Origin of the sequence: Methylobacter tundripaludum SV96, assembly GCF_000190755.2 — a bacterium.
GTDB lineage: Bacteria > Pseudomonadota > Gammaproteobacteria > Methylococcales > Methylomonadaceae > Methylobacter_A > Methylobacter_A tundripaludum.
This window is the reverse complement of record NZ_JH109153.1, coordinates 872,860-888,501: the sequence shown is the minus strand read 5'-3', so window position 1 is coordinate 888,501 and position 15,642 is coordinate 872,860. Positions and strand designations below refer to the sequence as shown.

Genomic DNA, 15,642 nt, shown 5'->3' with positions numbered 1-15,642 from the left:
CGTGTAACGACGACTTATTTAAATTGTTCCAAAAATTTAAGATCATTTTCAAAAAATAATCTCAAATCGTTAATGCCGTAACGTAACATCGCGAGGCGCTCCACGCCCATGCCAAACGCAAAGCCGCTATAAGTTTCGCTGTCGATATTAACTGCTTTGAAAACTTCGGGATGTATCATGCCGCAGCCCATCACTTCCAGCCAGCCGGTATGGCTGCATACGCGACAGCCTTGGCCGCCGCACATCACGCATTCAATATCGACTTCAGCGGATGGTTCGGTAAACGGGAAATACGACGGTCTAAAGCGCACCTGGATGTCTTTTTCAAAAAAGGCGCGCAGGAATTCGTAAACCACGCCTTTTAAGTCGGCAAAGCTGACGTCGGTATCGACCAGAAAGCCTTCGACCTGATGGAACATCGGCGTGTGGGTGATGTCAGAATCGCAACGATACACGCGACCCGGCGCAATCACTTTTAACGGCGGCTTTTCAGATTCCATAACCCGGATTTGTACCGGTGAGGTATGGGTTCTTAATACGGTGTGGGCATCAAAATAAAATGTGTCATGCATCGCCCTGGCCGGGTGATGCGCGGGAATATTCAGTGCCTCGAAATTATGATAATCGTCTTCGATTTCAGGCCCTTCAACGACTTGAAAGCCGACGCTGGCAAAAATCTTGGAGATTCGGCGCAATGTGGTAGTGACCGGATGCAAGCCCGCAACAGTTTGACCTCTTCCCGGTTGGGTAACGTCGATGCCTTCGCTGGCTAGCCTGGCTTCTAATGCGGCATTTTGGAGCAGACCTTTTTTGGCTTCCAGTTGCTGTTGAAATTGATCTTTGGCCTGGTTGATGACTTGACCGGCAGCGCGTCTTTGCTCTGGACCGAGCGCGCCGAGTTCTTTCATCTGGAGGGTAAATAAACCCTTTTTGCCGAGATAGTGAACACGAACCAGGTCGAGTTGGTTAAGGTCTTGTGCGTCGCGAAGCTGCTGTAATGCCTGCGCGAGAATTTCTTCTAGGGTAGCGGACACGGTTTAGCTCGCTGTGTGTGGGTGGTGGGGATGTTTATTAAGGGGAAAGGCTTAAAGCCCTAATTCCACCCCTCCTCGGAAAGAGGAGGGGTGGATAGCAGGATTTCAGATAACTAAAATCCGGATCGTTCCTTAAGGTTTACTTTGATGTTCCTTTGCAATTTTCGCAATTTCCGCAAATGCGGCAATGTCGCGAACTGCAATGTCAGCTAGAACCTTACGGTCAATCTTAACATTGGCTTTAGTTAAGCCATTGATGAAGCGACTGTATGACATTCCGCTTAGACGGGCCGCCGCATTGATACGGACGATCCACAAAGCGCGGAATTGACGTTTTTTCTGCTTGCGGTCACGGTACGCATACTGACCCGCTTTGATTACCGCTTGTTTGGCAACGCGATAAACCCGGCTTCGTGCGCCGTAGTAACCTTTCGCTTGCTTTAATACTTTTTTATGTCTTGCTCTGGCTGTTACGCCGCGTTTAACTCTAGGCATGATTTATTTCCTTAGATTAACTGTACGGCATCATACGTGCAGCCATGCGCACATCTGACGGATGAATAGTTGCCGGCGAGCGTAACTGTCTTTTTCTCTTAGTCGATTTTTTAGTCAGGATATGACGTCTGTGGGACTGGCCACATTTAAAACCGCCGTTGCCTGTGCGTCTGAAACGCTTGGCAGCTCCACGGTTAGTCTTGATCTTTGGCATTTGTTTGCTCCAATTAATTAAAATTTAAGTCCCTGAGTTGTAACCCAGCAAGGCAAAATGCATGGCCCTGAAGAATTAACGGCATCATTTGCATGATACTTAGCGGCTCATCCTATGCCGCTGTAGAGATGATGCAATGCAGCGTCTCTATGATTTTTGTTGCGATCGTTTATGCAATTATTTTTTCTTTTTCGGCGCCATAACCATAACCATTTGGCGGCCTTCCATTTTAGGAAATTGCTCGACGATTGCGATCTCTTCCAAATCTTTTTCTATCCGTTTCAACAGATCAACACCGATTTCCCGATGAGCCATTTCGCGTCCACGGTAACGTAGGGTGATTTTGGTTTTATCGCCATCATTAAGGAACTTGGTTAAGCTTCTTAATTTAACTTGATAATCCCCTTCGTCAGTTCCAGGCCTGAATTTGATTTCCTTGACTTGAACCTGCTTTTGTTTCTTTTTGGCGACGGCCAGTTTTTTGTTTAACTCAAACTGGTATTTGCCGTAGTTCATCACCTTGCAAACCGGAGGATCCGCATTCGGCGATATTTCCACTAAATCCAAGTCTGCAGCGTAAGCAATCTGTTTGGCTTCATCTAACGAGATAATCCCTAACGCCTCACCATCTGCACCTGTAACTCTCACCCGTCTTGCGGTGATAGCGTCATTCAGGCGCGTTTCGTCTTTTTTAGCAGCGATATCTTAATCCTCCAAAATCATTCATTGTCTACCTGTAATCTCTTGTTTCAACCGTTCGGTAAATTCATGGATCGACAGGCTACCTAAGTCATCACCTTTTTGCGTACGTACCGTAATGCTTTGTTGTTCTAATTCTTTGTCACCGATAATGACAAGATACGGTACTCGCTGCATGGAATGCTCGCGGATTTTAAACCCGATCTTCTCATTTCTCAAGTCAATTTTTACCCTGATGCCTTGTTTTTCAAGGTCTAGCATAATTTGCGCGGCATATTCGGCATGTCGGTCGGTGATATTAAGCACGACCACCTGCACTGGCGACAGCCAGAGCGGGAAGGTTCCCGCGTGTTGTTCGATTAAAATGCCGATAAAGCGTTCCAGTGATCCGAGTATCGCCCTGTGCAGCATGACCGGCACTTGTCGTGATCCGTCTTCGGCAATATAAGTTGCGTCCAGGCGACCCGGCATCGAAAAATCCACTTGAATCGTGCCGCATTGCCAGACCCGTCCGATGCAGTCTTTTAATGAGAATTCGATTTTAGGACCGTAAAAAGCGCCTTCGCCGGGTTGTAAATCCCATTTCAACCCTTTGGTGTTAAGCGCCAGTTCCAGGGCATTTTCCGCCTTATCCCAGACCGAATCGTCACCGACTCTATTTGCAGGGCGGGTAGACAATTTAATGATAACTTCTTCAAAGCCAAAATCTTTGTAAACATCGAACAGCATATCGATAAAGGTCGACACTTCGTCCTGAATCTGGCCTTCGGTGCAGAAGATGTGCGCATCATCCTGAACAAAGTTCCTGACCCGCATCAAGCCATGCAGGGTGCCGGAAGGTTCGTTGCGATGGCAGGAACCGAACTCCGCCAGACGTATAGGCAAATCACGGTAGCTTTTAAGGCCCTGATTATAAATCTGCACGTGGCAAGGGCAGTTCATCGGTTTGATCGCGTAATCGCGATTCTCGGAGTGCGTGGTAAAAATCATGTCACCGAATTTTTCCCAGTGCCCTGATCTTTCCCATAAAGAACGATCCACGACCTGCGGCGTTTTGACTTCGCCGTAACCGTTTACCCTTAATTTCTCGCGGATGTATTGCTCAACCTGTTGATAGATGACCCAGCCTTTTTCATGCCAGAACACCATTCCGGGAGCTTCTTCCTGAGAATGAAACAAATCCAGTGTCTTCGCCAGCTTGCGGTGATCGCGCTTTTCCGCTTCTTCCAATCGATGCAAGTAAGCTTGCAAGTCTTTTTTATCGCCCCATGCCGTGCCGTAAATGCGTTGCAGCATTTCATTGTCGGAATTGCCGCGCCAATAAGCGCCGGCAATCTTCATCAGCTTGAAGACTTTTAACTTGCTGGTGCTGGGCACATGAGGGCCTCGGCACAGGTCGGTAAATCCGCCTTGCTCATATAAAGATAAATCTTCATTAGCCGGAATAGATTCGATAATCTCGGCTTTATACGCCTCGCCCAGATCCCTGAAAAACTTGACCGCCTCATCCCGTGATAACACCGAGCGATGAATGGGGTAATCTTCGGCAACCAGTTGCTCCATCTTTTTTTCAATGGCGCTCAGGTCTTCCGGTGTAAAAGGTCTTTCGTAGGCAAAATCGTAAAAAAAGCCGTTTTCGATAACCGGCCCGATAGTTACTTGCGCTGAAGGGAATAACTGTTTGACGGCCTGAGCCAATAGATGTGCAGTTGAATGACGAATAACGGTGATGCCGTCTTCATCCTTTGCGGTAATCAGTTGCAGCGTTGCGTCCTGATCGATTGGGGTACTGGCATCGACCAGAGTGCCGTTAACTTTGCCTGCCAAGGTTGCCTTGGCTAATCCCGATCCGATAGACAGCGCAACATCCATCACTGTTACAGTTTGCTCGTACTCTCGCTTGGAACCATCGGGAAGGGTAATTACCGGCATTTTTTATCTGTGTCTAGTGTCTACAATAAAAAAAGCACTGCGGTGCAGTGCTTTAAATGTTTGGTAGGCACGAGTGGACTCGAACCACCGACCCCCACCATGTCAAGGTGGTGCTCTAACCAACTGAGCTACGCGCCTGAAGCTTATGCAACTTCGAGCTGGCTATTATACCAACAGATTTTTGTTACGCAACTGTTAAACCAATATTTACTCTTGTAGGTATTGATATTGTCTTTAATTCAATTACTGTTTTTCCAGTAAATAGCTCAGCCAAAGATTAGACAGCTTTTCCTGCACGGTATTTTGCCGCAACCTTGCATTCAGATGCGGAAAATCAACCTTATCCAGGTCCTGATCCTGATCATAGCAAGAATACACAAAGTATTCCTTACCCGTATCTGCATCGATATGTTTGCATAAACACTGGGCGCAAATGCCTTTCATCATGCATTGCATCGGCGAGTTGATGGAGCCGATCGCGTGATGCGCTTTGTTTAAGTAAGGTTTCAATACATCGAAGCGCGCGCTTTTTACCGCGGCCATCATGCGATCCGAGCCGATCACGATCAGGTGGTCGACATCGCTAAGCGAAATAGGCTGCTCGCCTAACTCGCCTTGGGCGTAAGCCAACATACACTCGAGGATATTGCCGACAAAAGTTTTGTCTTGCGGGCGTGTTGGGGCAATGGCGGTGACGCCTTCGCCTTTATCGACCGACCAGATGATAATGTCTGCGGCTGCTTCAACATCCTCGACTTTAAAACGGTCTTGCGCGTATTTATAACCGGCAAAATAAATTACTTTATTGCCCGCTGCTCTTAATGCCTTACCGATAGAAAACAGTACCGCATTGCCCAGTCCGCCGCCGAGCAACAGCACGGTTTTTCCGGTCGGTATGTCGGTCGGGGTGCCGGTTACGCCCATGATTACCAACGGATCGCCGACTTTCCAGGTTGCGCACAGACGCGAGGATGAACCCATTTCCAGTGCGATCAGCGAGATGGTGCCTTTTTCCTTATCGACTTCCGCGCCGGTTAGCGCCAAACCTTCGGCTGCCAGCACTGTGCCTTCGACGACAGGCGCGAAGGCTTCGTAGTTTTGTACGCGGTAAAATTGTCCTGGGTGGAATTTTTCCGCCGCCATCGGAGCTTTGACCACGACTTCGATAATCGTTGGCGTCAGGCGGTTGATGGACACGATAGTGGCTTTAAACGATTCATCCAGTTGGGCAAACAAGGCTTTTAACGCTGCATCGCGTTCCGGCTGTTGCGCTGGATTTAATCTTGCCAATTCCTGCTCGAACAGTTTGACCACGTGAGGGTAGCCGTTTTTGGCGCTGGCCATGGCTTTAACCACGTTGCCTGCATAAACGGGATGGTTGTCGCCGTAAAAACTGATGAACTTGCCGTCTTTTTGGTAAGACGTCAGCGGCGCGGGTTTGCCGAGCTTGGGCATGGCTTCATCGTGCATCGGCACCAATTCGACCGAGTCGTTGGTCCATTCGGGCTGATAGCGCTGGAAAAACCATTTATCCATCACAAAGGTGTCAGGATATTCGCTTTGATAAATGGTGTTCGGCGATGTACCTGCCGCAACGTATAAGCTGCGTAACGGCACATTGACGGTCTGTCCTGAGTTGCTCCAGCGGCCTTCTTCAAGCACCAGCTTTTCAAACTCAACGGCATTTAAATGTCCGTATTCGTCGGCTTGAGCGCCGAGCGGGCTCATGCCTTCGGCCAAGGCGATGCCTTCTTCCAGCGCTTTGGCAATTTCTTCGTGGTTTTGGCGATACGCGGGCGCATCGTTAATGCCTTTGCGATAAAACAGTGTGACGCCGCCCCACGCTTCGACCAGCGGTTGGAAATCCGGTTGTTCGCCTTCCGCTTCGGCACGTTGACGTTCTGCGTGTATGGCTTTGCCGTGCGCCAGGAATTCATCGAGTATGATGGTTTCTTCCTGGTCGTAACGGCCGCGAACGGATTGCTCGCCATAGACGTTAACCAGCGTTTCATAACGATGCAGGATTTTTTCGACCTGTACCGGATAATACGCCATCAATTCGGTTGCGGTATCCATGGCGGTCAAGCCGCCGCCGATAACGCCGGCAGGCAAACGCACCTGCAAGTTTGCCAGCGAAGAAGCCTTGGCGGCTCCGGTTAACTGCAACGCCATCAGGAAATCCGAAGCTTTGCGTATGCCGCGCATCAGGTTGTTTTTCATGTCGATAACCGTCGGCTTACCGGCGCCCGAGGCGATACAGATATGGTCGAAGCCCATGCTCCACGCGTCTTCAATGGTAATCGTGCCGCCAAAACGCACGCCGCCGTAAGAGCGAAACGCTTCGCGGCGTTGCAAGGTCAGGTAAATGACTTTCAGGAAGTTCTTGTCCCAGCGCACGGTAATGCCGTATTCGGCCACGCCGCCGAAACCGGCCAGGATGCGTTTATCCAAATCTTCGTAAAGGTCTTGAAAGTTGACAATCGGCGCAGGCAGGTTGTTGCTGTCGCCGGTCAGTTCCACCGGTAACGGTTCCAGTTTTAAGCCGTCGATACCGGCAACGCCAAAGCCTTCGTTTAACAAGTAATGGCTCATCGTGTAACCGGCGGGACCTAAGCCGACCACCAGCGCATTTTTGCCGTTGTAAGGCAGCATGTACGGACGTTTTACGTTTAGCGGATTCCAGCGGGTCAGTAAGCTGTATATTTCAAAGCCGTAGGGCATGAACAATACGTCGGTCAGTACGCTGGTTTCAATTTGCGGAATATCGACGGGATCGGTTTTTTGATAGATACAACCTTTCATGCACTCGTTGCAAATACGATGCCCGGTGCCCGGGCACATCGGGTTGTCGATGGCAATAATCGCCAACGCGCCGATATTGTCGCCGCCGCGTTTAACCAGATGCATTTCCGAAATTTTTTCATCCAGTGGGCAACCGATGGTGGTCACGCCCAGCGGGTCAACCTTGAAAGTATTGGTTTTTTTGTTGCGCATGCCCTTGGAGCATGAATCGGTATCGCGCTCGTGACAGTAAATGCAATGATTAACTTCGGACAATACCTGGCGTTCATTGAAACGCGGGTCGGTTAGCTTGAAGCCATCCCGACGACGACGGTGTTCCTGCTCGCCCATCCACGCCTTAAATTCGCCGCGATCGACCAGTTCATGCTCGACCAGATGGTCGAAATCGCGTTTTTCCGGGAGTTTAAAACTCGGCCAGTTAGCAACTACATCGTTATCCTGTTGGGCGACAAAGCTCCAGCGCAGCACGATGTCCATCAGGCCATTGATGAATTCGGCGGGATCTTGCAAGCTGATGATGTCGTTAAATTCGCTTGCCGCTTCTTGGTGTGCGGCGAGTTTGGCGCGCAAGGCCTCTGCGACCAAATCGGCATTTTCGTAATCGCTGTCTTTGCCTTTGGCAATCAGTTTGTAATGGCTGTACAACAGTCCAATAACGGCGCCGACCCGCGCAACGCGATGTTCTGGGTCATCGTCCTGATTGGCTTCGGGGAAACCCGCGTCGACCAGCAGGTCAAAGCGGTTCAGGACGGCGGGAATAGCCCAATCATCGGCATTCTGGCCTTTAAAGAAGAAAGCCAGCTTATCGACGATTTCATTTTTAAAGGTAAAAATGGTATCAATCTCGTCCTTGATTTTTGCGCCTTGCGCCTGATGTTGCTCGGAAACATTAAAAATCCTGGCGACAAACTGACCGACATAAGGCCCCATGCGCACCAACAGATCGGAAATAGCCTCCGGTGACAAACCTTCACCCTGATTCTGGCGGTAAGCCTTGAACTCATTGTGCAGCTGCGAATCATGGCGTTCAACCGAAGCATCAAACACATCCAGCAAATCTTTCAGACGCGCAGAATCGTATAAATCGGGGTAGTTAAAGCCGGGGATGCCTAGGGTAAGATTGTGTTGTTCCATAGTTCTCGTGTTTGATTAGATCGTTTGTTCATACAGGCCGCCTGAAAAATGGCTTTATCTGTACTTAAAAGGTTGCCGAAAAGACTAACAAAACCGTGTATTGTAAGTAGATATGACTTTGTTTGCCACAGATAATCTTTATCTCGTTCCTTCACGCCGGCGAGGGAGCGTCTGAAGGATTCGGCAAAATGCTCTATAGCCCATCGTTAGGGCATTGTGAAGGTCTTACAATCAGGCAAGGAATACACAATTTGTTCGCTGTTTAGCAAAGTATGCTGTGCGGGCTTTCCGTTCTCGAATTTCACCAAACCTAAATTACATTCAGGATGAACGCGTTGTTTTGAGTTTGTGGGTAAGAGCAGATGCACCCAGTTTTCCCATGAAGCAATAGGTAGCCAAGGAAACAGTTCCTTAAGCTTATTAGCATGTTTAGTGCTGCCGTTACCAAATTGGCTGGCGGTTTCTATACCCCGAAGTTGTTTGTCGGCGGGGATGTTTTTCAAGGAAGAGCTGACTAATTGATAACAATGCAATTTGTTTACTCCTTGTGCATCAATGTACTTTCCCATTGCACTGAAGGAATAGTGCACATCTCCTGAAAGAAAAACGCATTGTTTAATCAGTATGTCCTGGCTTAAACAATCCATTAACGTTAGAAAACTCTGCTTGTTAGATGTCCAGGCTTCCATATCGACGAAGGCAATGATTTTCTTTGTGAAATAACCTTGTTCACTGATTATTTCCTCAAATATTTTTATGTACTTGTAGCCTTCTAAATATGAAATAAGCCAGTAAGCGATTTTTTGTAAGCCCTCTAACGCAAAAAATCCCTGCACGGGCGTGGTAGCAATAAAAATAGGGCAAGTATCAGTGGAAATGATTTGACCTGTTTTCAGTTTCGCCCATTCCACGCGCAGCCAGTCGCGGGCATAGCGATCCAGTAACACGGGTAAATAACTATCCAAAGTCGGCATCCGCTGTGTACGTGAATCAATGGCGATAATAGGCGGATTGGTAGGCACCGAAAAACCCCAGCCCCTATGTTTCCAGGTATGTAAGTCATAACGCTCGTTGATGTCCGGGCTATTTGTAGCATCCAGCAAATATTGACTGATTGTTAGCTGTAAGTCTTTATCGAAATTATCGGCATCATTACCCCAGCCCTGGAACGCCCAATATGCAGCCAGCGCATTGGCAACAATACGTTGCCCTAACGGTGAGCTGCGAACTTCGTCGTACCACGTATTGGTAATATTCCAATCATCAGTGACATCATGATCATCAAATATCATGTAAGTAGGGATATTTGCCAGCAGCCTGCGCACATTGGGGAGTGTTGACTGGAAGATACCAACGGCAGTTTGTTGTTCGGTAAATGCCTGTTCGGCTTTTTTGGCTTCTTTAGTGCCTGTAGTGAATTGTGGGGCCAATGATGCCCAAGTGCTTGCAGGACTCCAATCTTCAGCATTACCAAAAACGTAAATATACATGGCGGCGAATTCGCCAAAGCTCAGCAAATGATTTTCGGATTTTTCGGAAGTAAAGCCGGATTTATACGCTTTGAGGAAACTTTTTCGTCCATGTGCAGGAATGTTTTGTGAATCTTGATGGATTATTTGTCCCTTAGAGTCTTTGTCATAGGGCAGTAATTCAGGTCTCCCTATGAGTGCGGCGGCTTTTTCTTTCAACATCGCCAGCACGGAAATGGAAACATCGTCTGCATAAATTTGATCGCCCGTCAGCAGCAACACGGCGGGGCGGTTAGCCAAATCGTCATGCGTTGATTCTAATAAGCTATCGCCATAACTCAGTGCATCGGGGCTGTTCCTACCGCCATGCGGTTTACGACAACTGCCGTGTAACAGCTGCCGCAATGCATCGGGAATAAAAAATTTTGGGTGCGGCGTTGATTTATCGTAAGTTAATGCCGATAAGTCCAAAGGCTTGGCAGTGTCAGTATCAACAAGCCGGTAATAAAGAAAAGTATCCGCCGGATAGGGATGCTCAGGGTCATTGCAGCGAGCCTGTGCCAAGTACACAAATAGATTTTGACCTAATCGGCAATAATCATTTTGAGTGCTTTCGCCCAGCACGGTGCCATTTTTTGAAATAACTTGCAGTGTTAAGTGAGCCGGCTCAGTGGTAGCAAACCACACGCAAACACGGTTTGGTGTGGCGCGTCGTAAAATAGGTCCAGCGAGTAATGATGTAGTCATATTTCCACCTTATTGATAATAAAGAGTAAACCAACAGAATCAACATCTTATTATTTTTACAGTCAAAGGGATACAACTTCTTTATCTCAACAGAGGTGGCTTATTGGTTACAGCAAGTTCCCGCCTGCGAGTCATTCTTCTTGGCGAATTTTTATCAGGTATGCGCTGTCGGCATCTTCTCTCTAAGCTTTAAAAACCGCTGATACCGCGTCATTGAAATATCGCCGTTTTCCGCAGCCACGCGCACCGCACATCCCTTATCAACCAAATGACGGCAGTTCTTGAACTGGCATTTATCGATTAGCGGCTGAAATTCGCGGTAGCCGTAAGCCAGTTGTGGTTCGGAAAGACCGGCCAGCCCGAAAATGGCAACGCCGGGACTGTCGATCAAATCGCCGCCTTCATTCATGTGATACAGCGTTGCCGCCGTGGTGGTATGCCGACCGTGTTTGGTAGTTTCCGAGATGGTGTTGGTTTTCAGTTCCTTGTCGGGAATGATCGCATTGGTTAACGATGACTTACCGACGCCGGATTGCCCGGCCAAAATGCTGACTTGATCTTTTAAAGCCCGCTTTAGTTCATCCAGTCCCGATGCCGCTGTGGCGCTGACCCGGTACAGTGCGTAGCTCAGGTTGGTATAGTCCAGCAGTTCCTGTTCAATACCGGCCGATTGAGCCAGATCGGTTTTATTCAGCACCAGCGCCGCATCGATATTGCGGTTCTCGCAAATCGCCAAGTATTGGTCGATCAGCAAAAAATCGCAGTAAGGCTCGACCGCAAAGACGACAAAAACGGTGTCGATATTGGCGGCAACCGGGCGAACCTTGCCGTTTCTGGACGGGCGCATTAATAACGAGCGCCGGGGCAGGATTTGTTCTATACGGCCTTGGTCGGGCGAGGATTGCGTCCATAAAACCCGATCGCCGACTGCGACGGTTTCAAGCCGTCGCAGGGTTTGGCAAAGCACAATCTTATCGTCATGTTCAACAGCAATGCCTTGGCCTAAATGGGAGATGACCAGTCCTTCAATTAACTCAGCCATCACGCGGGGCGTATTTTGGATTCTAAATTTGCAATACGAATAGCCGCTGGCGGGTGGCTGTAATGAAACGCCGAGTACAACGGGTCCGGCGTCAAGGTGCTGGCGTTTTCTTCAAACAGCTTGACCAAGGCGCTGACCAGTTTTTCGGCTTTGGCGTGGTTTGACGCGAAATCATCGGCTTCAAATTCAAATTTGCGTTGAAAATAGGCGCTGATCGGCTGCATGAAAAAGGTAAACGATGAGGACACCAGCATGAATAACAACAGGGCGGCGGCATGCGAGGGTTGTTCCACGCCCAGCCCGTTGTAGAACCATTGCTGGTCGATCAGCCAGCCTAAAATCGCAAAACTGATCAGGGTCATAACGGCATTGGCAACCAGCATCTTGATCGTGTGTTTGCACTTGAAATGTCCCAGTTCGTGAGCCAGTATCGCTTCCAGTTCTTCATCCTCCAATGAGTTGATCAAGGTATCGAAAAACACGATGCGCTTGTTGCTGCCGAGGCCGGTGAAGTAGGCGTTACCGTGGCCCGAGCGCTTGGAGCCGTCCATGATGAATATGCCCTGGCTGCTAAAGCCGCAACGGGCAAGCAAGCCCTGAATCCGGTCTTTTAGCGAGCCTTCTTCCATCGGGGTGAATTTATTGAACAACGGCGCGATCACGGTAGGGAAGAGCCAGCTCATCAGCAGCGCAAAGCCCATCAATATGCCCCAGGCCCATAACCACCACAGCGAACCGATGCTGTCCATGACCCACAGGATTAAAGCCAGCAAAGGCATGCCGATAGCGGTGACCAAAACCAGTTGCAGCAGTTGGTCCTTGATGAATTGTTGCGGGGTGCTTTTGTTAAAACCGTATTTTTCTTCAATCACGAACGTTTGGTAGACGCTGGTGGGGATTTCAACCAGCGTCATGACCAGGAAAATGCTGGCAACAGCGGCCAAGCCTGCAATCAATGGGCTGGTGATTGTTGCCGCCCAAAATTCGAAAGCGAAATTGATGCCGCCGCCGAGGGTCATGGCTAACAGCAGGATAACGCCGATGATGCTGTCTATATCGCCCAGCTTGCTTTTTTCCAATGTGTAGTCGGCCGCTTTTTGGTGGGCTTCCAGCGAGACAGTGTTTTTGAAAGCTTCAGGCACGGCGTCGCGGTGCTTGGCAACGTAACCGGCGTGTCGCTTAGCCAGCCAAAACTGGACAGAAAAAGAAAGGGTTAGCGCGATTAAAAAGACGATCGTAAAGCTATTCATAAGCGGGATTCTTCAATGTTTAAGAGTTAGACGTACAGATTAGCCAATGCTACACTAACCGCCCCCTTATATACAATGGAATCGACAAATGGCGCAGGACCCATCGCACCTTATCTGGATAGACCTCGAAATGACCGGGCTGGATCCTGACAACGATTTGATTATCGAGATTGCTACGATCATTACCGATAAAGACTTGAATATTCTGGCCCAAGGTCCGGTGCTGGCCGTGCATCAGTCCGATGCGGCATTGGGGGCAATGGACGAGTGGAATCAGCATCACCACGGACAATCCGGCCTAATCGCACGAGTCAAGGCTTCCACTATCGATGCAGAGGAAGCGGAACGGCAAACGATTGAATTTTTAAAGCAATGGGTGCCGGAAAACACCTCGCCGATCTGCGGAAACAGCATCGGCCAGGACAGGCGCTTTTTGTACCGCTACATGCCCAAACTGGAAGCATATTTCCATTATCGCAATATCGATGTTTCAACGGTTAAAGAGCTGGCCGCCAGATGGGCGCCGCAGGTAAAAGAGGGCTTTAAAAAAGCGTCCACGCATCAGGCCCTGGACGATATTATCGAATCTATCGAAGAGCTGCGTTATTACCGCGAGCACTTCATCAGGTTCTAGCCTATGAATCAAATTCTTGCGGTTGCGCTGGGCGGATCGTTCGGGGCGGTGATTCGGTTCTTGGTGTCCTCGGGCATTTACCAGTGGCTGGGGCGCGGCTTTCCGTATGGCACCTTAGTCGTCAACGTGCTCGGTTCGTTTATGCTCGGCTTGCTGACCGAATCGTTGATGCAGCAACGCCTCACCATCACCTTCGAATACAGGGCGGCCATATTAATCGGCTTTATCGGGGCGTTTACTACTTTCTCCACGTTTTCGCTGGAAACGTTTTACCTGATAGAGCAGGGCAATTTAACCAAAGCGGCGCTGAATATATTCACCAGCGTTATGGCCTGCATATTTGCGATCTGGCTCGGATTGCTGTGCGGCAGAGGCTTGTTTTATTATTCTGACGGCGTTATCCAATGGTCGGGCGGCATGATTCCTTATGCGTTGATGACCATCAACGCGATAGGCGCTTTTTTGATCAGCATCATCGCGACTATTTTATTGCACAAAGTGGCGCTAGCCGTGGAATACCGTGTCGTACTGACGGTGGTTATGGTAGGTATTTTTCTAACCCTGTCCGGTTTATATCTATTGCTGTTTTTGGTAGAGCATGGGTTTTCATTCGACGCCCATTTGAATTTAATGCTGGGTACGTTTGTCGGCAACAGCTTGATTTGTATTTCGGTGATTTGGATGGGCTTGCTGGTGGGCAGGCAGATATAATCCCCCTCAGTCCCCCTTTTACAAAGGGGGAGGCCAATTAGCTCAGCAGCATAGTCCACACACAGCCCCCCTAGCCCCCCCCCTTTGAAAAAGGGGGGGCTAGGGGGGGGATTATCGTTCCCACGCTCCGGCGTGGGAATGCAGTCTGCGCCGCTCCAGCGGCGCGAAGTCAACTACACAATTTTATTAAAGGTAACTACGCAATCATGTTAGATCCCCGCTTATTCAGAACCGAGCTTGATTTTGTTAAGGAACAACTCAACAGGCGTTCATTCGATTTTAACCCTGAGTATTATTCCGAGCTGGAAGCCCGGCGCAAAGACATCCAGGTTAAAACCCAGGAATTACAGAACGAACGCAACAGCAGCTCTAAAGCCATCGGCATCGCCAAAGCCAAAGGCGAAGACGTACAGCCGCTGTTGGATCAGGTTCAGCATTTGGGCGACGAGCTGAAAGCCGCGGAAACCGAATTGTCCGACATTCAGGCAAAAATGACCGCCTTGATGGAAGGCATTCCCAACCTCCTTGATGAGAGCGTGCCGAACGGCAAGAGCGAAGACGACAATCTCGAAATCAGCCGCTGGGGCGAAATTCCTAGTTTCGATTTTGAGCCCAAAGACCATGTCGATTTAGGCGCAAAGATAGGCATGGATTTCGAGCTGGGCGCCAAAATCGCCAGCGCAAGGTTTGTGGTGTTAAACGGGCCGCTGGCGCGCTTGCAACGGGCCATTATCCAGCTGATGCTCGATACGCATACCACCGAACACGGTTACATCGAAACTTACGTGCCTTTCCTGGTCAATGCCGACAGCTTGCGCGGCACCGGCCAGTTGCCCAAGTTTGAAGCCGATTTGTTCAAGGCCAACGATGATCCTGCTTTATACCTGATTCCCACCGCCGAAGTGCCGGTTACCAACATCGTCAGGGACGTGATCATCGACGCCAAAGACCTGCCGCTTAAATTCGTCTGCCACAGCCCCTGTTTCCGTAGCGAGGCTGGCGCATACGGCCGCGACGTGCGAGGCATGATCCGTCAGCATCAGTTTGAAAAAGTCGAGATCGTGCAAATCGTAAAGCCGGAAGATTCGGCGGCGGCTCATGAGCAGTTAACCGGTCACGCGGAAGCGATTTTAAAAATACTAAACCTGCCTTACCGCAAGATGTTGTTATGTGCAGGGGATACCGGCTTTTCATCGACCAAGACCTACGACCTGGAAGTCTGGCTGCCGGGGCAGGGCGCTTATCGGGAAATATCATCGTGCAGCAACTTCAAAGACTTTCAGGCGCGTCGTCTGCAAGCGCGCTGGCGTAACCCGGAAACCGGCAAACCCGAGTTGGCGCATACCCTGAACGGCTCCGGTCTGGCGGCGGGCAGAACCCTGATTGCGGTGATGGAAAATTATCAGGATGCAGAAGGACGCATCCATATTCCTGATGCATTGCGTCCTTATATGGGCGGTTTGGAAGTTATTGGATAGT

12 protein-coding genes and 1 tRNA gene are annotated in these 15,642 nt (G+C 49.4%); 3 read left to right on the top strand and 10 right to left on the bottom strand.

The genetic code is table 11. From position 1 onward, the window contains the following. Positions 1 to 14: 14 nt before the first annotated feature. The 10 genes from pheS to METTU_RS16725 all read right to left on the bottom strand — a co-directional run bounded on the left by pheS (position 15) and on the right by METTU_RS16725 (position 12,818). Positions 15 to 1,034: a phenylalanine--tRNA ligase subunit alpha gene (pheS, locus tag METTU_RS16765; protein ID WP_006893008.1), complete on the bottom strand. Its 1,020-nt coding sequence runs from the start codon at positions 1,032 to 1,034 to the stop codon at positions 15 to 17. Positions 1,035 to 1,166: 132 nt separating this feature from the next. After that, positions 1,167 to 1,529 (bottom strand): 50S ribosomal protein L20, encoded by a 363-nt coding sequence (gene rplT, locus METTU_RS16760; protein ID WP_006893002.1) that lies wholly within the window; start codon positions 1,527 to 1,529, stop codon positions 1,167 to 1,169. Between the two features lie 16 nt (positions 1,530 to 1,545). After that, positions 1,546 to 1,743 (bottom strand): 50S ribosomal protein L35, encoded by a 198-nt coding sequence (gene rpmI / locus METTU_RS22690; RefSeq protein WP_006892999.1) that lies wholly within the window; start codon positions 1,741 to 1,743, stop codon positions 1,546 to 1,548. A gap of 177 nt (positions 1,744 to 1,920) precedes the next feature. Then, positions 1,921 to 2,445: a translation initiation factor IF-3 gene (gene infC / locus METTU_RS16755; RefSeq protein WP_081466944.1), complete on the bottom strand. Its 525-nt coding sequence runs from the start codon at positions 2,443 to 2,445 to the stop codon at positions 1,921 to 1,923. A gap of 21 nt (positions 2,446 to 2,466) precedes the next feature. Then, complete coding sequence (thrS, locus tag METTU_RS16750; RefSeq protein WP_006892997.1) at positions 2,467 to 4,374, bottom strand: threonine--tRNA ligase; 1,908 nt, start codon at positions 4,372 to 4,374, stop codon at positions 2,467 to 2,469. Between the two features lie 61 nt (positions 4,375 to 4,435). Further along, positions 4,436 to 4,512, bottom strand: a tRNA-Val gene (locus tag METTU_RS16745). 105 nt (positions 4,513 to 4,617) lie between these two features. Continuing rightward, positions 4,618 to 8,310, bottom strand: a complete 3,693-nt coding sequence (locus METTU_RS16740) for a hypothetical protein (RefSeq protein WP_006892996.1) — start codon at positions 8,308 to 8,310, stop codon at positions 4,618 to 4,620. Positions 8,311 to 8,516: 206 nt separating this feature from the next. After that, positions 8,517 to 10,526: a metallophosphoesterase family protein gene (locus METTU_RS16735; RefSeq protein WP_006892995.1), complete on the bottom strand. Its 2,010-nt coding sequence runs from the start codon at positions 10,524 to 10,526 to the stop codon at positions 8,517 to 8,519. A gap of 154 nt (positions 10,527 to 10,680) precedes the next feature. Then, positions 10,681 to 11,568 (bottom strand): ribosome small subunit-dependent GTPase A, encoded by an 888-nt coding sequence (rsgA, locus tag METTU_RS16730; RefSeq protein WP_006892994.1) that lies wholly within the window; start codon positions 11,566 to 11,568, stop codon positions 10,681 to 10,683. Then, complete coding sequence (locus METTU_RS16725) at positions 11,568 to 12,818, bottom strand: M48 family metallopeptidase (RefSeq protein ID WP_006892993.1); 1,251 nt, start codon at positions 12,816 to 12,818, stop codon at positions 11,568 to 11,570. The genes rsgA and METTU_RS16725 overlap by 1 nt, the downstream gene beginning before the upstream one ends. An 88-nt stretch (positions 12,819 to 12,906) precedes the next feature. On the opposite strand from METTU_RS16725, the gene orn reads away from it, so the two are divergent. The 3 genes from orn to serS all read left to right on the top strand — a co-directional run bounded on the left by orn (position 12,907) and on the right by serS (position 15,641). Continuing rightward, positions 12,907 to 13,452 (top strand): oligoribonuclease, encoded by a 546-nt coding sequence (gene orn / locus METTU_RS16720; RefSeq protein ID WP_006892992.1) that lies wholly within the window; start codon positions 12,907 to 12,909, stop codon positions 13,450 to 13,452. A gap of 3 nt (positions 13,453 to 13,455) precedes the next feature. Beyond that, positions 13,456 to 14,163 carry a fluoride efflux transporter CrcB gene (gene crcB, locus METTU_RS16715; RefSeq protein WP_006892988.1) on the top strand — a complete coding sequence of 236 codons (708 nt, stop codon included), beginning with the start codon at positions 13,456 to 13,458 and terminating at the stop codon, positions 14,161 to 14,163. Positions 14,164 to 14,369: 206 nt separating this feature from the next. Further along, positions 14,370 to 15,641, top strand: coding sequence for a serine--tRNA ligase (serS, locus tag METTU_RS16710; RefSeq protein WP_006892987.1), 1,272 nt, complete (start codon positions 14,370 to 14,372; stop codon positions 15,639 to 15,641). The last annotated feature ends 1 nt before the right edge of the window (position 15,642 follow it).

Excerpts from the sequence above, each read along its gene's own strand:
- orn (WP_006892992.1), top strand. The coding sequence starts at position 12,907 with ATGGCGCAGGACCCATCGCACCTTATCTGGATAGACCTCGAAATGACC.
- METTU_RS16725 (WP_006892993.1), bottom strand. The coding sequence starts at position 12,818 with ATGAATAGCTTTACGATCGTCTTTTTAATCGCGCTAACCCTTTCTTTT.
- METTU_RS16740 (WP_006892996.1), bottom strand. The coding sequence starts at position 8,310 with ATGGAACAACACAATCTTACCCTAGGCATCCCCGGCTTTAACTACCCC.
- rsgA (WP_006892994.1), bottom strand. The coding sequence starts at position 11,568 with ATGGCTGAGTTAATTGAAGGACTGGTCATCTCCCATTTAGGCCAAGGC.
- crcB (WP_006892988.1), top strand. The coding sequence starts at position 13,456 with ATGAATCAAATTCTTGCGGTTGCGCTGGGCGGATCGTTCGGGGCGGTG.
- thrS (WP_006892997.1), bottom strand. The coding sequence starts at position 4,374 with ATGCCGGTAATTACCCTTCCCGATGGTTCCAAGCGAGAGTACGAGCAA.
- METTU_RS16735 (WP_006892995.1), bottom strand. The coding sequence starts at position 10,526 with ATGACTACATCATTACTCGCTGGACCTATTTTACGACGCGCCACACCA.
- serS (WP_006892987.1), top strand. The coding sequence starts at position 14,370 with ATGTTAGATCCCCGCTTATTCAGAACCGAGCTTGATTTTGTTAAGGAA.
- rpmI (WP_006892999.1), bottom strand. The coding sequence starts at position 1,743 with ATGCCAAAGATCAAGACTAACCGTGGAGCTGCCAAGCGTTTCAGACGC.
- rplT (WP_006893002.1), bottom strand. The coding sequence starts at position 1,529 with ATGCCTAGAGTTAAACGCGGCGTAACAGCCAGAGCAAGACATAAAAAA.